Source organism: Croceibacterium xixiisoli (assembly GCF_009827305.1).
In the GTDB taxonomy this organism is placed as follows: domain Bacteria; phylum Pseudomonadota; class Alphaproteobacteria; order Sphingomonadales; family Sphingomonadaceae; genus Croceibacterium_C; species Croceibacterium_C xixiisoli.
In genome coordinates, this window is sequence record NZ_WTYJ01000002.1 from 817,574 (window position 1) to 839,503 (window position 21,930).

Genomic DNA, 21,930 nt, shown 5'->3' on the forward strand with positions numbered 1-21,930 from the left:
GGGTATTAAGGGTCTAAAATGACGTTCAAAGGTCTTAAACCGATCACCTATGGCGGCCGCGAAGTCTGGCCGCTGGTCGAAGGCGGCAAGGGTGTTGCGGCGACCAATCATACCAGTTCGGGTGCCTGGGCTGCTGCGGGGGGGATCGGCACGGTCAGTGCCGTCAACGCAGACAGCTATGATGCCGAAGGCAAGATCATACCCCAGGTGTATGAACAGCTGACCCGCAAGGACCGGCATGAACAGTTGATACGCTATGCGATCGATGGGGCAGTCGAACAGGTTCGCCGGGCTCACGAGATTTCTGGTGGTCGCGGAGCAATCAACATCAATGTGTTGTGGGAAATGGGCGGCGCCCAACCCGTGCTCGAAGGTGTGCTGGAACAGACCCCCGGCCTCGTCACCGGTGTGACCTGCGGTGCGGGCATGCCCTACAAGCTGGCGGAAATCGCCGCGCGCCACAACGTCAACTATCTGCCGATCGTCAGTTCCGGCCGCGCCTTCCGCGCGCTCTGGAAACGGTCCTACCACAAGGTCGCTGATCTGCTGGCGGCGGTGGTGTATGAAGATCCCTGGCTGGCGGGCGGGCACAATGGGCTGTCGAATGCAGAAGATCCGACCAAGCCGGAAGATCCTTATCCCCGCGTTAAGGCGCTGCGCGATGTCATGCGGGCAGAGGGTGTGTCGGAAAGCGTGCCGATCGTCATGGCTGGCGGCGTATGGTTCCTGCGCGAATGGAACGACTGGATCGACAATCCGGAACTGGGACAGATCGCTTTCCAGTTCGGTACCCGTCCTCTATTGACGCATGAAAGCCCCATCCCGCAGCAATGGAAAGACCGTCTGCGCACGCTCGATCCGGGCGATGTGCTGCTGCACCGTTTCAGTCCAACGGGCTTCTACAGTTCGGCAGTGCGCAACCCCTTCCTGCGCAGTCTCGAGGGGCGCAGCGAACGGCAGATCCCCTATTCCCGCGTGGAAGCCGGTGAACATACCGTGCAACTGGACGTGGGCGTAAAGGGTAAAAACTTCTGGGTTACCCCCAAGGATCGCGATCGCGCCCGGGGCTGGGTGGCGAACGGATTTACCGAAGCGCTCAAAACGCCCGATGATACGGTGGTGTTCGTGAGTCAGGACGAACGCGGCGAAATCCGCAAAGATCAGGCCGACTGCATGGGGTGCCTGTCGCATTGCGGTTTCTCGTCGTGGAAGGATCACGATGATTACACTACCGGACGTCTCGCTGATCCACGCAGTTTCTGCATTCAGAAGACTCTGCAGGATATCGCGCATGGCGGTGACACCGAACAAAATCTGATGTTTGCTGGCCATGCTGCATACCGCTTCAAGCAAGATCCGTTCTATTCTAATAACTTTACGCCGACGGTGAAGGAACTGGTCGACCGAATACTGACTGGGGACTGATCATGTACTGAACGGTCGCGGGTATTCCGGACCGATCGAACTTGCTCTGCCGATGGCATCGGCCAGGCAGAGCAAATCGGCGCTTGGTCCGGGGTGCTTCACGGCTGTATGTCTCTCACCATGCGTTTCTCCGTTTCCGCGATTCCCCTTGCCGCTGCGATGCTTGCTGCCGCCGTCCCTGCTGCCGCGCAGGATCGGGAAGTCCCCTATTGGGCCACCCTGCGGGAAGATGAGGTGAATATGCGCACCGGCCCCAGCGGCAATTATCCTATCGAATGGGTTTATCGGCGTCAGGGGCTGCCGATGAAGGTGGTACGCCTCAACCAGGGCTGGAGACTGGTCGAAGATCCGGATGGCGCCCGCGGATGGATTGCCGCGCGGCTGCTTAATCCCGCGCGTGGTGCGATCGTGATTGGCGATGATCCGGTGGAAATCCGCGAGGCGCCCTCTGGCGAAGCCCCCGTTCGCTGGCGTGCCGAACCAGGCGTCGTTGGCAAACTCGGCGATTGTGACAATGGCTGGTGTCGCTTCGATGTGACAGGCCGCAATGGCTGGGTCCGGGAAGATCGACTGTGGGGGGCAGGGCAGCCCTGATCGCTGCCGTGTCTGCCGGGCAGCGGTGATCCGCTGCATCTTTTACGAAATTGCTGGGGAAGGGCGCCGGAGCCAGCAAATGCCACCCCGGCGCGCCTCGATCATGCCAGTTCGATCGCCACAGCCGTGCCCTCACCGCCACCGATGCACAGGGCGGCAATGCCACGCTTTGCGCCACGGTTCCTCAGCGCCGAAATCAGGGTCACAAGAATACGCGCGCCACTCGCACCTATCGGGTGACCCAAGGCAGTGCCGCCGCCGTTCACATTGATCTTGTCATGCGGAATGCCGATGTCGCGCATAGCGAACATCGCCACGCAAGCGAAGGCTTCGTTGACTTCGAACAAGTCGATATCGTCGACAGACCAGCCGGTCTGCTGCAACAGCTTTTCGATGGCACCGACTGGAGCAGTGGTGAAATCCTTCGGCTCCTGAGCATGGGCGGCCAAGCCAACGATGCGGGCCACCGGGGCCAGACCCTTTGCGGTCGCAACGCTTTCGCGCGTAATGACCAGGGCTGCTGCACCATCGGAAATCGATGATGACGATGCTGCGGTGATCGTGCCGTCCTTGGCGAAGGCGGGTTTGAGTTGCGGAATCTTTTCCGGGCGCCCCTTGCCCGGTGCCTCGTCCGTGTCAACGGTGACGTCGCCCTTGCGGCCGCTGATCGTCACCGGAACGATTTCATCGGAGAAGGCGCCGCTTTCGATTGCCTTCACCGCGCGGGCGAGCGATTCAATCGAATAATTGTCCATGTCTTCGCGAGTCAGCTGGTAGGCATTGGCCGTTTCCTGCGCGAATGAGCCCATGGCACCGCCAGTATAGGCGTCTTCCAGCCCATCCAGGAACATGTGATCATAGGCGGTGTCATGGCCCAGACGCGCGCCCGACCGATGCTTCTTCAGCAGATAGGGGGCGTTGGTCATGCTCTCCATCCCGCCGGCCACAATTACATCGACTGTGCCAGCTGCAAGCGCTTCCGAACCCATGATCACGGTTTGCATCCCACTGCCGCAAACCTTGTTGACGGTGGTAGCCTCAACCGATTTGGGCAGGCCAGCCTTCAGTGCCGCCTGACGCGCAGGCGCCTGGCCAAGTCCGGCCGGCAATACGCAACCCATATATAGTCTGTCGATATCTTCTCCCGGCAAGCCAGCCCGTTCAACGGCCGCCTTCACAGCAGTGGCACCCAGCTCTGTCGCAGACACATCAGAGAACACGCCCTGCATGCCACCCATCGGGGTGCGGGCATATGAAAGAATAACGACAGGATCGGACGCGGAAAAATGGCTCATTGAAGGAAAAACCTCTCTTGCGGGGGGTGGTGACAACTGAAGGGTAGTCATGGCCCGGGACTATGGCAATCTCCGGACAGGCAAGAATTTGATAGGTGTTATTAGCAATAACAATCACATTGCTATGGCTGATAGCTGTGTCATCATGTGTCAGATTCGGGTCCGCCGCTGTTGATCATGACTCGCACTTGCAAAACGGCCAAAATCTGCGGTTTAGCGTTGCTGCAATGCAGCGGTTTGGCTCCGAAAAGGCGCCGAAGGCCTTGAACCCATGTCCGGGTCAGACTAGGGCCCGGGCAAGTTTTCCATGTCATGCGAGTCAGCCCGTTGGTCGATCTAAGCCAATATCTGCCGATCCTGATTTTCCTCGTGATTGCGGCCGGCCTGTCTGCCGCTTTCGTTTTTCTGCCCATGGGGGTTGCGCATCTCACCGGTGCCCACAATCCCAACGCAGAAAAGCTGAGCGAATATGAATGCGGCTTTCCAGCATTCGAGGATCCGCGCAGCCAATTCGACGTCCGGTTCTACCTGCTGGCGATGCTGTTCATCATTTTCGATCTTGAAGCGGCCTTCCTGTTTCCATGGGCGGTCAGTCTCGATCTCACTGGCTGGCCAGGCTGGATCACCATGATGGTGTTCCTCTTCGAACTGGCAATCGGCCTTGCTTATGCGTGGAAGAAGGGAGCCCTGGAATGGGAGTGACCGATACAGTGCTGACGCCTGCGGCGCAGCCAGGTGACGTGCTTCGTCCCGACGCCGATTATTTTCATGCCCTGCAGACAGAGGTGAATGACAAGGGTTTCCTCGTCACCACGACCGAAGATCTGTTCCAGTGGGCCCGTACCGGTTCGTTGTGGTGGATGACCTTTGGTCTCGCCTGCTGCGCGGTCGAGATGATCCATGTGAACATGCCGCGTTATGACATGGAGCGGTTCGGTGCGGCCCCCCGCGCCAGCCCGCGCCAGAGTGACGTGATGATCGTGTCGGGCACGCTGTGCAACAAGATGGCACCCGCGCTGCGCAAGGTTTACGATCAGATGTCGGAACCGAAATATGTCATTTCCATGGGTAGCTGCGCCAATGGCGGTGGATATTACCACTACAGCTATTCGGTGGTGCGCGGCTGTGACCGGATTGTTCCGGTCGATATCTATGTGCCCGGCTGCCCGCCGACTGCAGAAGCGCTGCTCTATGGTGTGATGCAGTTGCAGCGGAAAATCCGCCGCATCGGCACGATCGAACGCTGAGAGGCTGACATGGCTGCAGTGCTGCATTCCGCACCCAAGTTTGCTTCCAATGCCGGCCGGCGCGATGCGCTGGTTGCGGCGCTGGGTGACATGGTCATCACCAGCAAGGAAGAACACGGCGAAATCGTGATCAGCGTGGTGCGGGAACGCATCGCCGATGCGTTGCGCCTGCTGCGTGACGAACACGAATATCAGCAGATGATGGAAATCGCCGGCGTCGATTACCCGCAGCGCGCGGAACGGTTCGACGTGGTTTATATGCTGCTGTCGGTGACCCTCAACCATCGCGTGATGGTGAAGGTGCGCGCCGCAGAAGATACGCCGGTCCCGACCATCACCACCGTATGGCCCAATGCTGGCTGGCTCGAACGCGAAGTGTTCGACATGTATGGAGTGCTGTTCGAAGGCAATCCGGATCTGCGCCGGATCCTGACCGATTACGGTTTCGAAGGGCATCCCTTCCGCAAGGATTTTCCGCTCTCCGGCTATCAGGAACTGCGTTATTCCGAAGAGGAAAAGCGTGTGGTCTATGAACCGATCGAACTGGTGCAGGATTTCCGCAGCTTCGATTTCATGAGCCCGTGGGAAGGCGCAGATTACATTCTGCCCGGTGACGAGAAGGCGGTGCCTGCGCCGCCGCCCGTCGAACAGCCCAAGACCACGGAAAAGCCTGCTGAAACCGGCGCTGGTAACAAGGCCAATGAAAAGGCTGCGGAAAAGACCGAGTCTGATGCGCCCGCCATCGACGATGCGGCCAAGGACAAGGAGGGTGGCAAGTGAGCGGCCTCCAACTCGAAGAATCACCGACCACCGGTGACGAAGTCATCACAAATTACACGATCAATTTCGGTCCTCAGCACCCGGCGGCGCATGGCGTGCTGCGCATGGTCATGGAACTGGACGGCGAAATCGTCGAACGCGTCGATCCGCATGTCGGGCTGCTGCATCGCGGCACCGAGAAGCTGATCGAATACAAGACCTATCTGCAGGCGCTGCCCTATTTCGACCGGCTCGATTACTGCAGTCCGCTGTGCATGGAGCACAGCTATGTGCTCGCCGTCGAAAAGCTGCTGAACATAGAGGTGCCGATCCGCGCGCAATATCTGCGCGTGCTGTTTGCGGAACTCTCGCGCATCTGCAACCACATGCTCAACATGGGCAGCCATGTGATGGACGTCGGCGCGATGACGCCGAACCTGTGGCTGTTCGAAATCCGCGAAGATTGCCTCAACTTCTTCGAACGCGCTTCGGGCGCCCGCATGCACAGCGCCTGGTTCCGTCCCGGCGGCGTACACCAGGATGTGCCGCTCAAGCTGCTGACCGATATCGGTGACTGGCTCGACACTCGCCTGCCAGAGCTGTTCGACGATGCGATGAGTCTGGTCGTGGGCAACCGCATCTTCAAGCAGCGCAATGTCGATATCGCCCTGGTCAGCAAGGAAGATGCGCTGGCCTGGGGCTTCTCCGGCCCGATGATCCGCGCTGCGGGCATTCCATGGGATCTACGCAAGAGCCAGCCGTACGATGTCTATGATCGCATGGATTTCGACGTGCCGGTCGGCACCAATTCCGATTGCTATGACCGCTTCATGGTTCGGCTTGAAGAAGTGCGCCAGTCTGCGCGCATCATGAAGCAGTGCCTGGCCGAAATGCCCGAAGGACCGATCGCCAGCAGCGACCGCAAGGTCGTTCCGCCGAAACGCGGCGAAATGAAGCAGTCGATGGAGGCGCTGATCCACCACTTCAAGCTCTATACCGAAGGCTTCCACGTCCCGGCGGGCGAAGTCTATGTGGCGACCGAAAGCCCGAAGGGTGAATTCGGCGTCTATCTGGTCAGTGACGGCAGCAACAAGCCCTATCGCTGCAAGATCCGCCCGACCGCGTTCAGCCACCTCCAGGCGATGGATTTCATGTGCAAGGGTCACATGTTGTCTGATGCCACTGCCATTCTGGGCGCCATCGATGTGGTGTTCGGGGAATGCGATCGGTGATGCTGCGCGAAGTGCTGATCACTGTGATGGTGTTCGCCGCCTTCGCTTCGGCCGTGGCGACCTATCTGTTTGCCTTTCATGGCACGTCTTCCTTGAAGGATGTGCTGTCTACCGCATTTGCCGGCACGGTTGGTGTCCATGTCGGCCGTTACATCGAACGGAGATTGGCCCGTGGCTGACCGTCTTTCCATCGCCCAGCAGATGATCGCGCATTACAATGCGCAGGATGCGGACGCCTATGTCGCGCTGATGACCGATGACGCCAGCGAAGCCGGCTATCGCGGTGCCGTCGTGCGCGAAGGCAAGGAAGGGACGCGCGAAGGTCTCAAGAAGATGTTCGTCGAATTCCCGGAAAACCGTGCAGAGGTGATCTGGAGCCAGGAACTGGGCAATTATGTCGTGTTCCATGAACGCGTGTGGCGTTCGAACGCATCTGAACCCTTCGACGTGGTGGCCGTGTACACTTTCGAAGACGACAAATGCGCGCGTGTGGAGTTCATTCGCTAATGGCTGATCGCGCCCCCCACCCTGACAGCCCCGAACTGCGCGCGCGCTGGGGCAATTTCATCTGGAACGAAGCCAACCAGGCGAAGGCGAAGGAAATCGTCGCCCGTTATCCCGAAGGTCGTCAGCGCAGCGCGGTCATGCCGCTGCTCGATCTGGCCCAGCGGCAGGTGGGTGAAGAAACCAACACCCAGGGCTGGTTGCCAATTCCGGTGATGGAGTATCTGGCGGCCTATCTCGACATGCCGGTGATCCGCGTGCTCGAAGTCGCCTCGTTCTACACCATGTACAACATCGCCCCGGTCGGGCGGTTCCATGTCCAGGTCTGCGGCACCACGCCCTGCGTACTGCGCGGATCGGATGATCTGCTGGAAACCTGCTACAAGCGCGGGATGAAGCAGGGGCACACCACGGCCGATGGGTTGTGGACCCTGACCGAGGTCGAATGCATGGGCAATTGCGCGACTGCGCCGATGGTCCAGATCAATGACGCCAACTACGAAGATCTGACGGCGGACCGCCTCGATGTCGTGCTCGATCTGCTCGCTCGCGGCGAACAGCCGAAGGAAGGCACGCAGGAACCCGGTCGCCACACCAGCGAACCGGCCAATGCGCTGAGCACGCTGAAGGACATGGTCACCGAAAATCACGATTACCGGAGCGCTTGGTAATGCTTGCCGACAAGGATCGCATTTTCACCAATCTCTATGGTTTCCAGTCCTGGCGGCTCGATGCCGCCCGGCAGCGTGGCGATTGGGACAACACGAAGGACATTCTGGCCAAGGGTCAGGATGCCATCATTGACGAAATCAAGGCGTCCGGCCTGCGCGGGCGCGGCGGCGCCGGCTTCCCCACCGGCATGAAATGGTCCTTCATGCCGAAGGAAAGCAAGGATGGTCGTCCCAGCTTCCTGGTGATCAATGCCGACGAATCCGAGCCGGGTTCATGCAAGGATCGCGAAATCATCCGCCACGATCCGCACAAGCTGATCGAAGGGGCGCTGGTTGCCGGTTTCGCGATGCGCGCTCGTGCGGCCTATATCTACATTCGCGGCGAATATATCCGCGAAGCCGAAACACTGTTTGCCGCTGTGGCCGAAGCCTATGACGCGGGTCTGATCGGCAAGAATGCCTGTGGTTCGGGCTATGATTTCGACGTCTTCGTCCATCGCGGCGCGGGCGCCTATATCTGCGGCGAAGAAACCGCGATGATCGAAAGCCTGGAAGGCAAGAAGGGCCAGCCGCGCCTCAAGCCGCCGTTCCCGGCCGGCGCTGGCCTCTATGGTTGCCCGACCACGGTCAACAATGTGGAATCGATCGCGGTCGCGCCGACCATCATTCGGCGCGGTGCCTCCTGGTTCTCCAGCTTCGGGCGGGAAAACAACAAGGGCACCAAGCTGTTCCAGATCAGCGGCCATGTGGAAAAGCCCTGCGTGGTTGAAGATGCGATGAGCATCCCTTTCCGCGAACTGATCGAAAAGCATTGCGGCGGCATTCGCGGCGGGTGGGACAATCTGCTGGCGGTGATCCCGGGCGGATCATCGGTTCCGCTGGTTCCGGCAGCAGAGATCATGGACGCGCCGATGGATTTCGACGGGTTGAAGGCCGTCGGGTCCGGGCTGGGCACCGCAGCGGTGATCGTGATGGACAAGTCCACCGATATCGTCCGGGCGATCAGCCGGATCAGCTATTTCTACAAGCATGAAAGCTGCGGCCAGTGCACACCCTGTCGGGAAGGCACGGGCTGGATGTGGCGCATGATGGAACGTCTTCGCACCGGTGATGCTGCGGTCGAGGAAATCGACATGCTGCAGCAGGTGACCAAGCAGGTGGAAGGCCATACGATCTGCGCTCTGGGCGATGCGGCTGCTTGGCCGATCCAAGGCCTGATCCGTCACTTCCGCCCGGAACTGGAACACCGCATCGCCGTGCGCGAAGCCGCACTACAGGAAGCTGCCGAGTGAAGCTGGCCGCGCGCCTTGCTGCAACCTCGGTTGCCTTTAATGCTTCGTCGTCTGCCGGGGCTGCCAATGATCAAAACGCGCAAGCGAGTGAACGCTAATGCCTAAAGTAACCGTTGATGGACAGGAAATCGAAGTCCCCGCAGGGGCCACCGTGCTGCAGGCCTGTGAGCTTGCCGGCAAGGAAGTGCCGCGGTTCTGCTATCACGAACGGCTCAGCATCGCCGGCAATTGCCGCATGTGCTTGGTCGAAGTGAAGCCTGGGCCGCCGAAGCCGCAGGCCAGCTGTGCCCTGCCGGCTGCCGATGGGCAGGAAATCCGCACCGACAGCGAAATGGTCAAGAAGGCGCGGGAAGGGGTGATGGAATTCCTTCTCATTAACCATCCGCTCGACTGCCCGATTTGCGACCAGGGCGGCGAATGCGATCTGCAGGATCAGTCGGTGGCCTATGGCCGCGGCGGATCGCGTTATGATGAAAACAAGCGCGCCGTGACCGAAAAATACATGGGTCCGCTGATCAAGACGGCGATGACCCGTTGCATTCACTGCACCCGCTGCGTGCGCTTCTCTGAAGAAGTTGCCGGCGTGGATGAAATCGGCGCGCTCTATCGCGGCGAAAACATGCAGATCACCACCTATCTCGAACGCGCGGCCGAACACGAATTGTCGGCCAATGTGATCGATCTGTGCCCGGTTGGTGCATTGACCAGCCGTCCCTATGCTTATGAAGCCCGTCCGTGGGAACTGAAGAAGACGCTCTCGATCGATGTCAGCGATGCCGTCGGCGCCAACATCCGCGTCGACAGTCGTGGGCGCGAAGTGCTCCGTGTCCTGCCGCGCATCAATGATGACGTGAATGAAGAATGGATCAGCGACAAGGCGCGCTTCCAGGTTGATGGCCTGACCCGTCGCCGGCTCGACAAGGTTTGGATCCGCAAGGATGGCAAGCTGGCCCGCGCCAGCTGGGATGAAGCGTTCCGTGCCATTGCAGCCGTCAATGCCGGCGCCAGCGTGGCCGCCGTTGCCGGCGATCTGGTCGATTGTGAAACCATGTTCGCGGCCAAGAAGCTGCTCGGCGCGCTCGGCTCGACGCTGATCGAAAGTCGCCAGACGGGCATGTCCTATCCGGTGGACAATCTTGCTGCCGTGAATTTCAATTCGACGCTGGCCGGCATTGAAGAGGCCGATGCGATCCTGATCGTCGGCAGCCACATTCGCTGGGAAGCGCCATTGGTGAATGTGCGCCTGCGCAAGGCGGCCAAGCGTGGTGCGAAAATCTTCCTGGTTGGCGCGGAATGGGAAACCACTTTCGCTGCCGAATTCCTCGGTGAAGATCTGACCGTGCTCAACAATCTGCCCGATTATGTGAATGACACGATGAAGGGTGCGGAACGCCCGGCCGTCATTCTAGGCGGTGCCGCACTGGCCAATGGCGCGCTGGCTCCGGCGCTGGCTCTGGCCGAAGGCTGGAACCTGGTCCGTGAAGGCTGGAACGGTTTCAACGTGCTGCACATGGCCGCTGCCCGGATGGGTGCGCTGATGCTGGGCTTCGCGCAGGCTGGCGGAATTGCCGATCTGATCGCCGCCAAGCCGAAACTGCTGCTGGCCTTGGGGGCAGACGAAGTAAACTTCGCGACTTTCGACGGCGCGCTGAAGGTCTATATCGGCCATCATGGCGACAAGGGTGCGGCCGCGGCCGATATCGTGCTGCCCGGCAGCGCCTATACCGAGAAGCCCGGCACCTATGTGAACACCGAAGGCCGCGTGCAATATGCGGACAAGGCGGTGTTCGCGCCCGGCGATGCCCGTGAAGACTGGACCATTCTGCGCGCTCTGGCCGATGCTCTGGGCGTGACGGTCGGGTTCGACAGCTTCCCGCAATTGCGCGCTGCCATGGTGGCGGAAGTGCCGGCGCTGGGCGTGGAAGGGCTGGCCAATTATGGCGCGCTTCCGGCTGCCGTTGCCGGTGCGAAGGCGGAAGGGCGGATCGCTGCCTATCCGATCAAGGATTTCTATCTGACCAACCCGATCGCGCGATCCAGCGCGACCATGCAGGAGTGTTCTTCGGAACTGCTCCATGGTGAAGACGTGCTGGAGGCCGCGGAGTGACCGCTTTTTTCCAATCCCTCGGGATGACCTATGAATGGGCGTGGTTCACCTCGACCATCGCCGGCATTCTGCTGATCGCGCTGCCGCTGATGCTGGCGGTGGCCATGATCATCTATGTTGATCGCAAGATTTGGGCCGCCATGGCCCTGCGCAAGGGTCCGAACGTGGTCGGCCCCTTCGGCCTGTTGCAGAGTTTTGCCGATGGTCTGAAGGTGTTCCTGCAGGAAACCATCATTCCTTCGGCGGCGAACAAGGGTCTGTTCCTGCTCGCGCCGATCATCACCTTTACGGTGGCCTTGCTTGCCTGGGCGGTGATCCCGTTCAATTCGGGCGCGGTGCTGGCGGATATCAATGTCGGCCTGCTCTACATTCTCGCGGTCAGTTCGCTCGGCGTTTACGGGGTGGTGATTTCGGGCTGGGCCTCGAACTCCAAATATCCATTCTTCTCCGCCATGCGCGCCGCCGCGCAGATGATCAGCTATGAAGTCTCGATCGGCTTTACGCTGGTTTGCGTTGTCCTCTGGGCCGGTACGTTCAACATGAACGGCATCGTCCTGGCGCAGCAGGGCCATGGGCTCGGCTTCGTCAACGGCTTCTTCTTCAATCCGCTGCTGTTCCCGATGTGGGTGGTGTTCCTGATTTCGGCGCTGGCCGAAACCGCACGCGCGCCATTCGATCTGACCGAAGCGGAAAGTGAACTCGTCGCTGGTTACCAGACCGAATATTCTTCGATGAGCTTCGCGCTCTTCTGGCTCGGCGAATATGCCAACGTCCTGCTGATGTGCACGCTGAACGCCGTGCTCTTCTTCGGTGGCTGGCTGCCTCCGGTTGAATGGTCTTTGCTTTATTACGTACCGGGCTGGCTCTGGCTATTCATCAAGATCTTCTTCTTCTTCTTCGTCTTCTCCTGGATCAAGGCCACCGTGCCGCGGTTCCGTTACGACCAGCTGATGCGTCTGGGCTGGAAGATTTTCCTGCCGCTCAGCCTGCTGTTCGTGGTGCTGATCTCTGGTTGGCTGATGCTGACGAGGTACGGGGTATGATGCGCAATCGGTCACCCCATTCCCATTCGGGCGCGAAGATGCTGCGCTTGTCCCTTTTCACAGAGACGCAGAAGGCCTGCAAATGACCGTCGTTCAATTCGTCAAAGCGTTTACGCTGTGGGAATTCGTGAAGGCGCACGCCTTGACGCTCAAGTATTTTTTCAAGCCGAAGGCGACGATCAACTATCCGTTCGAAAAGAACCCGCTGTCGCCGCGTTTTCGCGGGGAACATGCGCTGCGCCGTTATCCCAACGGTGAAGAACGCTGCATCGCGTGCAAGCTGTGCGAAGCGGTCTGCCCGGCGCAGGCGATCACGATCGAAGCCGAACCGCGTGAAGACGGCAGCCGCCGCACCACGCGCTATGATATCGACATGACCAAGTGCATCTATTGCGGCTTCTGTCAGGAAGCCTGCCCGGTGGATGCCGTGGTGGAAGGGCCAAACTTCGAATATGCGACCGAAACGCGCGAAGAGCTGCTCTATGACAAGGCAAAGCTGCTGGCCAACGGTGACAAGTGGGAGCGCGCAATCGCCGCAAACCTTGAAGCCGACGCGCCCTATCGCTAGGCGCGCAGCAGACTGAACGGGGCACCATGATTCAGACACTCGCCTTTTATCTCTTCGCGGCCATGGTCATTGCCAGCGCTGCGTTGACGATTCTCGCCCGCAATCCGGTGCATTCCGTGATGTGGCTCATTTCCTCGTTTTTCAACGCGGCGGGGCTGATGATCATCATCGGCGCCGAATTCATCGCCATGTTGCTGGTCATCGTTTACGTCGGTGCCGTCGCGGTGCTGTTCCTGTTCATCGTGATGATGCTGAACATCGATTTTGCGGAACTGCGCGCCGGCTTCATGAAGAACTTCCCGGTCGGCATCGCCATAGCGCTGGTGCTGCTGGCGGAACTGGTTCTGGGCATTGGCGCCTATCGCGCCGGCGCGCTGGAACTGGGCGTTCCTGACGGCAGCGCTGCCCCCATTCTGGGCGCCAGCAATATCGAGAATATCGGTGCCCTGATGTACGGCCGCTACCTGTTCCTGTTCGAAACCGCCGGCCTGATCCTGCTGGTGGCGATGATCGGCGCGATCGTGCTGACCCATCGTGAACAGCGGGCTCCGCGTGGCCATCAGAACATCGCCAAGCAGATCGCACGCCAGCCGGAAGACGCGATCGTCAATACCAAGCCGGAAGTCGGGAAGGGGGTGCAGCTGTGATCGGCATCGAACATTATGTCGTGGTCAGCTCGATCCTCTTCGTGCTCGGCGTGCTCGGCATTTTCCTCAACCGCAAGAATGTCATCATTATCCTGATGGCGATCGAACTGATCCTGCTTGCGGTGAACCTCAATCTCGTCGCCTTCAGCGCCTTCCTCGGCGATCTGACCGGGCAGATCTTCGCCATGTTCGTGCTGACGGTTGCGGCGGGTGAAGCTGCGATCGGTCTGGCGATCCTGGTCATCTACTTCCGTGGTCGCGGCACGATTGCGGTCGACGATGTCAATCGGATGAAGGGGTAACACGTGTCCTCCATTCTGATCATCGTTTTCGCGCCGCTGCTGGCGTCGATCATTGCCGGGCTGGGCAACCGCCACATCGGCAATGTTCCGGCCAAGATCATCACCACGGCGGGGCTGTTCATCTCCTGCGGCCTGTCTTGGCCGATTTTCATCCATTACCTCGGCGGCGACGTGCCGGCGCAGGTCGTGCCGGTCCTCAAGTGGGTGCAGTCGGGCAGCATGAGCTTCGACTGGGCGCTGCGGGTCGATACGCTGACGGCCATCATGCTGGTGGTCATCACCAGCGTATCCGCGCTCGTTCACCTGTATAGCTGGGGCTATATGGATGAAGATCCGGATCAGCCGCGTTTCTTCGCCTATTTGAGCCTGTTCACCTTCGCCATGCTGATGCTGGTGACGGCGGACAATCTGGTGCAGATGTTCTTCGGTTGGGAAGGCGTGGGCCTGGCATCCTATCTGCTGATCGGTTTCTGGTTCAAGAAGCCGAGCGCGGGCGCTGCCGCGATCAAGGCCTTCGTGGTCAACCGGGTCGGCGATCTTGGCTTCATGCTGGGTATCTTCGGCACCTTCCTGGTGTTTCAGACGACCTCGATCCCTGAAATCCTGGCTGCAGCTCCGGCGCTGAAGGGCGCATCGAGCATCGGCTTCCTGGGCATGCGCGTCGATACCATGACCGTTCTCTGCCTGCTGCTGTTCGTCGGCGCGATGGGCAAATCGGCCCAGCTCGGCCTGCACACCTGGCTGCCGGACGCGATGGAAGGCCCGACCCCGGTGTCGGCGCTGATCCACGCAGCCACCATGGTGACCGCAGGCGTGTTCATGGTCTGCCGTCTGTCTCCGATGTTCGAGGCGGCTCCGATCGCGCTGGGCGTGGTGACCTTCATCGGCGCCGCCACCTGCCTGTTCGCTGCCACCGTCGGCACGACCCAGTGGGATATCAAGCGCGTCATCGCCTATTCGACCTGTTCGCAGCTTGGCTACATGTTCTTCGCTGCCGGCGTCGGTGCCTATGGCGCGGCCATGTTCCACCTGTTCACGCACGCCTTCTTCAAGGCGCTGCTGTTCCTGGGCGCGGGCAGTGTGATCCACGCGATGCATCACGAACAGGACATGCGCTTTTACGGCGGCCTGCGCCGGCATATTCCGATCACCTTCTGGGCGATGATGGCCGGCACGCTGGCGATCACCGGGGTGGGCGTGTACCATCTGGGCGTTGGCTTCGCGGGCTTCTTCTCCAAGGATGCCATCATCGAAGTTGCTTACGCCAGCGGCACGGAAGTGGGCCGGTTTGCCTTCTGGATCGGCGTGTTCGCCGCCTTGCTGACCAGCTTCTATTCCTGGCGCCTGATGTTCCTGACCTTCTGGGGCAAGCCGCGCTGGATTCAGAGCGAGCATATCCAGCATGCGGTGCATGACGCGCATGGCCATCACGATGACCATGCCGACTACGCCCACACAGCACATGATGATCGTGCGCATGCGGCACACGCCGATCATGGCCATGATGATCATGCGCATGATCATGGTGACGGCACTGGCGGCTATCATCCGCATGAAAGCCCGCTGGTGATGCTCATTCCGCTGATCGTGCTGTCGGTCGGTGCGGTTGCCGCCGGTCAGGTGTTCAAGGGCGCGTTCCTCGATACCGCTGCCTTTTGGAACGGTTCGATCGCGTATAACGAGCATCTGATGCATGCGATGCATGAAGTGCCCTATCTGGTGAAGTACGCCGCGCTGATCGTAATGCTGCTCGGCCTGCTGATCGCCTGGTATGGCTACATTCGTAATACCAATTTCCCGCGCAGCGTGGCTGAACAGTTGGGGCCGGTGTACCGTTTCCTCTTCAACAAATGGTATTTCGACCAGCTGTACCATGTCGTCTTCATCAAGCCGGCGCTGTGGCTTGGCCGCCAGTTCTGGCAGCGGGGCGACGTCGGCCTGATTGACCGCTTCGGCCCGAATGGCGCCGCATGGCTTGTCGATCGGGGCGCCGTCCTCGCGAAGAAGGTCCAGTCGGGCTATCTCACCAGCTATGCGCTTGTGATGCTGCTCGGCCTTGTTGCTGCTATCAGCTGGGTGCTTGTGTAATGGGGGGCTTCCCGATACTTTCGCTGATGTTGCTCGTGCCGTTCATCGGCGCGATCGCCTGCCTGTTTTCCGAAGCGAAGACGGCGCGGATCATCGCTCTTGTCGCGACCTTGGCCAATCTGGGCCTTGGTATCGTCCTGTGGGCCAGTTACGATATTGGCGGCGCGCAGTGGCAGTTCACGGAACGGGCGGATCTGTTCGCCGGCTTCCAGTGGGCGCTGGGCATTGATGGTATTGCCCTGATGCTGCTGGTGTTGACAGTTTTCCTGATGCCGATCTGCATCGGTGCCAGCTGGTCATCGATCACCAAGCGCGTGGGCGAATACATGGCTGCCTTCCTGATGGTGGAGGTGCTGATCATCGGCGTCTTCACCGCGCAGGACCTGCTGCTGTTCTACATCTTCTTCGAAGCCGGCCTGATCCCGATGTATCTGATCATCGGCGTCTGGGGTGGGGACAACCGCATCTACGCCAGCTACAAATTCTTCCTCTACACGCTGCTCGGCTCCGTGCTGATGCTGATCGCGATGCTGTGGATGGTTCGCGAAGCGGGCACCAGCGACATTCCGACGCTGATGGCCTATGATTTCCCGGCCGGCGCGCAGACCTGGCTGTTCCTGGCCTTCTTCGCCAGCTTTGCGGTGAAGATGCCGATGTGGCCGGTGCACACATGGCTGCCTGATGCACACGTGCAGGCACCGACGGCGGGCTCGATCATTCTGGCCGGCGTGCTGTTGAAGATGGGCGGTTATGGCTTCATCCGTTTCAGCCTGCCGATGTTCCCGGAAGCGAGCGCGCAGTTTGGCTGGCTGATCTGGTCGCTGTCCATGGTGGCTGTCGTCGTCACCAGCCTGATCGCGCTGGTGCAGGCCGACATGAAGAAGCTGATCGCCTATTCGTCGGTCGCGCATATGGCGATCGTGACGATCGGTCTGTTCGCTTTCAACGTGCAGGGCCTCGAAGGCGCCATGGTCGTCATGCTCAGCCACGGCCTGGTTTCGGGCGCGCTGTTCCTGTGCGTCGGCATCATCTACGATCGGCTGCACACTCGTGAAATCGCCCGCTACGGCGGCCTAGCGATCAACATGCCGATGTACGCGATGTTCTTCCTGCTCTTCACCATGGCCAGCATCGGCCTTCCGGGGACGAGCGGCTTCGTGGGTGAATTCCTGTCGCTGGCGGGCATCTATCAGGTGTCAAGCTGGGTGGCGCTGGTCTGCACCACGGGCATCATCCTGGGCGCGGCCTATATGCTGCTGCTCTATCGTCGGGTTGCCTTTGGCGATCAGGTGAATGCCGATGCCGCCGCCATGAAGGATATCAACGTACGTGAATGGCTGATGCTGGCACCGCTGGCGGCCGCTGCGCTGTGGATGGGTGTCTATCCCGAAAGCTTCCTGGCGCCGATGCGCAAGGATATCGCCACCCTGGACGCGCGTCTTGCCCGTGCAGCGCCGCATGGGGATGCGAAACTGGTTATTACCGAAAAGGCAGCTGCTGCCGATGAACATGCCGCGCATGAGGGGGCGCACTAATGGAATTACAGGCTTCCCTCTCGCTGATTGCGCCGGAAATCGTTCTGTCGCTGTCGGCCCTGGCGCTGCTGCTGATCGGTGCATGGGGTGGTGACAAGACCGCCCGCATGAACAGCATTGCTGCCTGCATCGCGATCGCCTTCTGCTTCGCTATTGTTGCACCGCGCGTATGCGCCGGCGTCGGTGGACCCGATGCGGTGGCCTTCTTCGGTCAGTTCAAGGCTGATGCCTTTTCCGGCTTTGCCAAGCTGCTGATCTATGCCGGCAGCGTGGCTGCGCTGTTGATCGCACCCAACTATCTTGAACGGGTTGGCGCGATGCGCGCCGAATATCCGGTGCTGGTCATCCTGGCGACGCTGGGCATGAGCATCATGGTTTCGGCCGGCGATCTGCTGACGCTCTACATCGGGCTCGAACTGAACTCGCTGGCGGCCTATGTCCTTGCGGCTTTCGTCCGGTCGGATTCCCGCTCTGCCGAAGCTGGCCTGAAGTATTTCGTTTTGGGCGCCCTGGCATCGGGCATCCTGCTCTTCGGCATGAGCCTGACCTACGGCTTCACCGGAACCACCAATTTCAATGCCATCAGCACGGTCGTTGCCGGTGGTCTGTCGGGTGGGGCGATGTTCGGGCTGATCTTCATGCTGGTCGGCCTTGCCTTCAAGATCAGCGCCGTGCCGTTCCACATGTGGACGCCGGACGTGTATGAGGGTGCCCCCACGCCGGTGACGGCCTTCTTTGCCTCCGCGCCGAAGGTTGCTGCCGTGGCCCTTCTGGCCCGCGTCGCTCTCGAAGCGTTCGGTACTCAGGTGGATGCCTGGCGCCAGGTGGTGGTATTCGCCGCATTGGCTTCGATCATCGTCGGTGCGCTCGGCGCAATCGGGCAGAAGAACATCAAGCGTCTGCTCGCCTATTCCTCGATCAACAATGTCGGCTTCATCCTTGTCGGCCTGGCCGCGGGTACCGCGCAGGGTGCAGCTTCGATGCTGCTTTATCTGGCGGTCTATGTGGCAATGACGGTGGGCAGCTTCGTTGCCCTGCTGATGCTGAAGAATGAAAACGGCGATCAGCTTGAATCGATTTCCGATTTGTCCGGCTTGCGGTCGGTCAGCCCGGTTCTCGCCTTCTGCCTGATGTCGATGATGTTCAGCCTTGCCGGCATCCCGCCGTTTCTGGGTTTCTGGGCAAAGCTGGTGGTGTTCCAGGCGGCTGTCGATGCCAATCTGGTCGTGCTGGCGTTGCTGGCGATTGCGGCCAGCGTGATCGGCGCCTTCTACTACATCAAGATCGTCAAGGTGATGTTCTTCGATCAGCCTTCGGGCGTGGTGCTGGGCAAGAGCGATGGCGTTCACTGGGCTTTGCTGATCATCAGCACGCTGGTGATTTCCCCGCTGGGATATCTCGCCACCAGCTGGTTCGGCGATCTGGCGCAGCGCGCCGCCGCTACGCTGTTCTTGCTGAGCTGATTTGCCACCCCGCATCGAAACCATTGCCGAAACAGGTTCGACGAATGCCGATCTGATAGCGCGGCTCACCGCTGGTGAGCCGCTGCTTGAAGGGCATTGGCTGGTTGCGGACCGCCAGCGGGCCGGTCGCGGCCGGCAGGGGAGGCAGTGGATCGATGCCCCCGGCAACTTCATGGGGTCGACGGCAATTCGCCTGCACCCCGGTGAACCGCCTGCGCCCAGCCTGTCCTTCGTGGCGGCTCTTGCCGTGTATGAAGCCATCCTGGCCCATCTGGCGCAGCCTGTGGGTCTGATGCTGAAATGGCCCAATGACGTGCTGCTGTCGGGCAGCAAATTCGTCGGCATTCTCCTTGAACGCGAAGGTGATTGGGCTGTGCTGGGGATTGGCGTCAATCTCGCCGCCGCCCCGGCCTTGCCGGATCGAGAGACGCGCAGCCTGGCGCAGAGCGGGCCCGCACCGGATCGAGACGGTTTTGCCATAGGGCTGGCCGATTGTCTGAGCAGGGAACTCGATCGCTGGCGGCAGTTCGGGCTTGCGCCCTTGCTGGCCCGCTGGCTTGCCGCCGCCCATCCGCTGGGATCGGCGCTTTCGGTCCATGACGGGCGCGGCATTCGCGTGCATGGTCGTTTCGCCGGCCTGGAACTCGATGGCGCGCTGCGGCTGCGCTTGGATGATGGCCGGGTGCATGTCATTCATGCCGGGGATGTCGTGGTGGAGGGAAGCTGATGCTGCTGGCTGTTGATGTCGGGAACACCAATGTCGTGTTCGCCCTTTATGATGGGGCCGAACTGCGCACCCGCTGGCGTATCGCCACCGACGCCCGCCGTACCGGTGATGAATATGCCGTCTGGCTGATGCAGTTGCTCCAGCTGGAATCGATCGATCGCGCGGCCATCACGCGCATGATCGTCAGCACGGTCGTGCCGCGCGCGCGGCACAATCTCGAAGTGCTGGGCCAGAAGTACTTCGGTCTGACTCCGCTGTTTGCGGGGGAGGGGGCTGCAGCCTGGACCATCCCGATCGATGTGGATGAACCGCGATCGCTGGGGGCGGACCGGGCGGTCAACGCTATCGCCGCCCATGCCCGTTATCCGGGCGATCTGATCATCATTGATTTCGGCACCGCCACCACTTTTGATGTGGTGGATTTCAACGGCGCCTATAAGGGCGGGATCATCGCGCCCGGGATCAATCTGTCATTGGATGCGCTGGTCAACAACACAGCCAAGCTGCCGCGTATTGCGATCGAAAGCCCCCGCAATCGCTCGGTCATCGGGCGGAACACCGAAGATGCGATGCTGATCGGTGTGTTCTGGGGCTATGTGGCCATGATGGAAGGGCTGATTGCCCGGCTGAAGGAAGAAATCGGGCGGCCAGCTCAGGTGATAGCCACCGGCGGGCTCGCCATATTGTTCGATCGGCACACGGACATGTTCGATGCGGTCGAAGCTGACCTTACTCTGGAAGGGCTGGCAATGCTGGCCGAACAGGCAAAAACACAATGAAGAAGAATTTTGCTCCCGAAGACGAACTGCTGTTCCTCGCCCTGGGTGGGTCGGGGGAAATCGGCATGAACGTCAATCTCTATGGTTGCCGCGGCAAATGGCTGATGGTCGATCTGGGGATGAGCTTCGGCGCGAATGAATATCCCGGCACCGAGCTGCTGTTCGCGGACATGGAGTTCATAGAGGATCGGGCGGAGGATCTGCTCGGCATCGTGCTGACCCATGCGCATGAAGATCATATCGGCGCGATCCCGTACTTCGCCGCCGATCTGGGTGTTCCGCTCTACGCCACGCCTTTCACCGCCGAACTGATCCTGCGCAAGCTGCAGGAAGCCGGCATTGCGGGGGAGGTTGAGCTCAACATCATCGAAGAAGACCACGGCAGCATCGCGCTCGGTCCGTTCGAGATTACCTATATTCCGCTCGCCCATTCGATTGCGGAAGGCAACGCGCTGCTGATCGAAACGCCTTTCGGGCGTGTGTTCCACACGGGCGACTGGAAGCTGGATGAAGAACCGCTGATCGGCGAACCGGCCACCGAAGAAGAACTGATCGCCATCGGCGATGAAGGCGTGCTGGCGCTGGTCTGCGATTCCACCAACGTCTTCAACCCTGCCCCGTCCGGATCGGAAGGCGCAGTCTATCGCGGCCTGCTGGAAGAAGTGCGCCGTCACAGCGGCAAGCGGGTGCTGGTCACTACCTTTGCCTCCAACGTCGCTCGGCTGCAGACCTTGGGCTACATCGCGCAGGAAACCGGCCGCCAGCTGTGCGTGGCCGGTCGCTCGCTCGATCGCATCATCGAAGTCGCGCAGGATAATGGCTATCTGCAGGATTTTCCGCAGACGATCGATTTTGACCGGGCCATGGATCTGCCGCGTGGTCAGGTGCTGATCATCGCGACGGGTGGTCAGGGCGAAGCCCGCGCTGCCCTGGCGCGGATCGCGGAAGAAAACCACCAGATCAGCCTGACGGCCGGCGATGTGGTGTTGTTTTCCAGCCGTCAGATCCCGGGCAATGAACTGGCCATTGGCAAGATCCAGAACGCGCTGGCCGATCGCGGGATCACCATGATCACCGATCGGCAGAGCGAAATTCACGTTTCCGGGCATCCTGGCCGCCCCGAACTGGAAGCGCTGTACAGCTGGCTGCGCCCGGAAATCCTTGTGCCGGTGCACGGGGAGATCCGCCACATGCTCGAACAGTCGCGCCTGGGCAAGGAACGGGGGATCGCTCACACCGTATCGCAGAAAAACGGTGATATCGTGCGCCTCGCGCCCGGCAAGCCTGGCAAGCTGGCGGTTACCCGCACCGGACGCCTGGTGCTGGATGGGGACATCATCGTTCCTGCCAATGGCGATGCGATCACCACGCGCCGCCGGCTGGCGCGCGATGGCTTGCTGATCGTAGTCATTGACGGGCGAGGGCGCCCTCAGGTGGAAGGCGTGGGCCTGCCGCTGGAGGAAGACTATCCCGAATTCGTGGCCGAAGCCGAACGGGACATTACCGCAGCGCTGCAGAAACTGCGCGGCGCGGATCGGCAGGATCGGGGCGTGGTTTCCGAAGCCGCACGGCTGGCCGCGCGGCGTGCGGCGCAGCGCTGGTCGGGCAAGAAGCCGCAGACTCGCGTCATCCTGACCAATGGATGACGGGCG

Annotated in this window: 22 protein-coding genes; 21 read left to right on the plus strand and 1 reads right to left on the minus strand. The window is 60.6% G+C overall.

The window, feature by feature from the left end:
* The first annotated feature begins 18 nt into the window (after nucleotides 1-18).
* A complete protein-coding gene (locus GRI97_RS12870; protein WP_161391565.1) occupies nucleotides 19-1,425 on the plus strand; it encodes an NAD(P)H-dependent flavin oxidoreductase in 1,407 nt (468 codons plus the stop codon).
* Nucleotides 1,426-1,584: 159 nt separating this feature from the next.
* Nucleotides 1,585-2,019, plus strand: coding sequence for an SH3 domain-containing protein (locus GRI97_RS12875; RefSeq protein ID WP_235917785.1), 435 nt, complete (start codon nucleotides 1,585-1,587; stop codon nucleotides 2,017-2,019).
* 101 nt (nucleotides 2,020-2,120) lie between these two features.
* Here GRI97_RS12875 and GRI97_RS12880 read toward each other — a convergent pair whose 3' ends face one another.
* Entirely contained in the window at nucleotides 2,121-3,314 is a 1,194-nt protein-coding gene (locus GRI97_RS12880) for an acetyl-CoA C-acyltransferase (protein WP_161391566.1), read from the minus strand.
* Between the two features lie 327 nt (nucleotides 3,315-3,641).
* Between GRI97_RS12880 and ndhC the strand changes: the two genes are divergently transcribed.
* The 19 genes from ndhC to GRI97_RS12975 all read left to right on the plus strand — a co-directional run bounded on the left by ndhC (nucleotide 3,642) and on the right by GRI97_RS12975 (nucleotide 21,924).
* Nucleotides 3,642-4,016: an NADH-quinone oxidoreductase subunit A gene (ndhC, locus tag GRI97_RS12885; protein WP_161391773.1), complete on the plus strand. Its 375-nt coding sequence runs from the start codon at nucleotides 3,642-3,644 to the stop codon at nucleotides 4,014-4,016.
* A complete protein-coding gene (locus GRI97_RS12890; RefSeq protein ID WP_161391567.1) occupies nucleotides 4,007-4,561 on the plus strand; it encodes a NuoB/complex I 20 kDa subunit family protein in 555 nt (184 codons plus the stop codon). Before ndhC ends, GRI97_RS12890 begins: the two co-directional genes overlap by 10 nt.
* A gap of 9 nt (nucleotides 4,562-4,570) precedes the next feature.
* Complete coding sequence (locus tag GRI97_RS12895) at nucleotides 4,571-5,341, plus strand: NADH-quinone oxidoreductase subunit C (RefSeq protein WP_161391568.1); 771 nt, start codon at nucleotides 4,571-4,573, stop codon at nucleotides 5,339-5,341.
* Nucleotides 5,338-6,552 (plus strand): NADH-quinone oxidoreductase subunit D, encoded by a 1,215-nt coding sequence (locus tag GRI97_RS12900; RefSeq protein ID WP_161391569.1) that lies wholly within the window; start codon nucleotides 5,338-5,340, stop codon nucleotides 6,550-6,552. The genes GRI97_RS12895 and GRI97_RS12900 overlap by 4 nt, the downstream gene beginning before the upstream one ends.
* The gene (locus tag GRI97_RS12905; protein WP_161391570.1) at nucleotides 6,549-6,731 is read left to right on the plus strand and encodes a hypothetical protein; all 183 of its coding nucleotides are present in this window, start codon (nucleotides 6,549-6,551) and stop codon (nucleotides 6,729-6,731) included. The genes GRI97_RS12900 and GRI97_RS12905 overlap by 4 nt, the downstream gene beginning before the upstream one ends.
* Nucleotides 6,732-6,753: 22 nt before the next feature.
* Nucleotides 6,754-7,059, plus strand: a complete 306-nt coding sequence (locus GRI97_RS12910) for a nuclear transport factor 2 family protein (protein WP_161391774.1) — start codon at nucleotides 6,754-6,756, stop codon at nucleotides 7,057-7,059.
* On the plus strand, nucleotides 7,059-7,727 hold the full coding sequence (locus GRI97_RS12915) for a complex I 24 kDa subunit family protein (protein WP_161391571.1): 669 nt from the start codon (nucleotides 7,059-7,061) through the stop codon (nucleotides 7,725-7,727). Before GRI97_RS12910 ends, GRI97_RS12915 begins: the two co-directional genes overlap by 1 nt.
* A complete protein-coding gene (nuoF, locus tag GRI97_RS12920) occupies nucleotides 7,727-9,019 on the plus strand; it encodes an NADH-quinone oxidoreductase subunit NuoF (protein ID WP_161391572.1) in 1,293 nt (430 codons plus the stop codon). Before GRI97_RS12915 ends, nuoF begins: the two co-directional genes overlap by 1 nt.
* A gap of 97 nt (nucleotides 9,020-9,116) precedes the next feature.
* A complete protein-coding gene (nuoG, locus tag GRI97_RS12925) occupies nucleotides 9,117-11,126 on the plus strand; it encodes an NADH-quinone oxidoreductase subunit NuoG (RefSeq protein WP_161391573.1) in 2,010 nt (669 codons plus the stop codon).
* Nucleotides 11,123-12,169, plus strand: a complete 1,047-nt coding sequence (gene nuoH / locus GRI97_RS12930) for an NADH-quinone oxidoreductase subunit NuoH (protein WP_161391574.1) — start codon at nucleotides 11,123-11,125, stop codon at nucleotides 12,167-12,169. The genes nuoG and nuoH overlap by 4 nt, the downstream gene beginning before the upstream one ends.
* An 82-nt stretch (nucleotides 12,170-12,251) precedes the next feature.
* A complete protein-coding gene (gene nuoI, locus GRI97_RS12935) occupies nucleotides 12,252-12,737 on the plus strand; it encodes an NADH-quinone oxidoreductase subunit NuoI (RefSeq protein WP_161391575.1) in 486 nt (161 codons plus the stop codon).
* Nucleotides 12,738-12,763: 26 nt separating this feature from the next.
* Nucleotides 12,764-13,384, plus strand: coding sequence for an NADH-quinone oxidoreductase subunit J (locus tag GRI97_RS12940; protein WP_161391576.1), 621 nt, complete (start codon nucleotides 12,764-12,766; stop codon nucleotides 13,382-13,384).
* Nucleotides 13,381-13,686: an NADH-quinone oxidoreductase subunit NuoK gene (gene nuoK, locus GRI97_RS12945; RefSeq protein WP_161391577.1), complete on the plus strand. Its 306-nt coding sequence runs from the start codon at nucleotides 13,381-13,383 to the stop codon at nucleotides 13,684-13,686. Before GRI97_RS12940 ends, nuoK begins: the two co-directional genes overlap by 4 nt.
* Nucleotides 13,687-13,689: 3 nt before the next feature.
* Entirely contained in the window at nucleotides 13,690-15,774 is a 2,085-nt protein-coding gene (nuoL, locus tag GRI97_RS12950; protein WP_161391578.1) for an NADH-quinone oxidoreductase subunit L, read from the plus strand.
* Nucleotides 15,774-17,309 (plus strand): NADH-quinone oxidoreductase subunit M, encoded by a 1,536-nt coding sequence (locus tag GRI97_RS12955; protein WP_161391579.1) that lies wholly within the window; start codon nucleotides 15,774-15,776, stop codon nucleotides 17,307-17,309. The genes nuoL and GRI97_RS12955 overlap by 1 nt, the downstream gene beginning before the upstream one ends.
* Nucleotides 17,309-18,772 carry an NADH-quinone oxidoreductase subunit NuoN gene (gene nuoN / locus GRI97_RS12960; protein WP_161391580.1) on the plus strand — a complete coding sequence of 488 codons (1,464 nt, stop codon included), beginning with the start codon at nucleotides 17,309-17,311 and terminating at the stop codon, nucleotides 18,770-18,772. The genes GRI97_RS12955 and nuoN overlap by 1 nt, the downstream gene beginning before the upstream one ends.
* Nucleotide 18,773: 1 nt before the next feature.
* Nucleotides 18,774-19,499: a biotin--[acetyl-CoA-carboxylase] ligase gene (locus tag GRI97_RS12965; protein ID WP_202392730.1), complete on the plus strand. Its 726-nt coding sequence runs from the start codon at nucleotides 18,774-18,776 to the stop codon at nucleotides 19,497-19,499.
* Nucleotides 19,499-20,278 carry a type III pantothenate kinase gene (locus GRI97_RS12970; protein WP_161391581.1) on the plus strand — a complete coding sequence of 260 codons (780 nt, stop codon included), beginning with the start codon at nucleotides 19,499-19,501 and terminating at the stop codon, nucleotides 20,276-20,278. Before GRI97_RS12965 ends, GRI97_RS12970 begins: the two co-directional genes overlap by 1 nt.
* Nucleotides 20,275-21,924: a ribonuclease J gene (locus tag GRI97_RS12975; RefSeq protein WP_161391582.1), complete on the plus strand. Its 1,650-nt coding sequence runs from the start codon at nucleotides 20,275-20,277 to the stop codon at nucleotides 21,922-21,924. Before GRI97_RS12970 ends, GRI97_RS12975 begins: the two co-directional genes overlap by 4 nt.
* The last annotated feature ends 6 nt before the right edge of the window (nucleotides 21,925-21,930 follow it).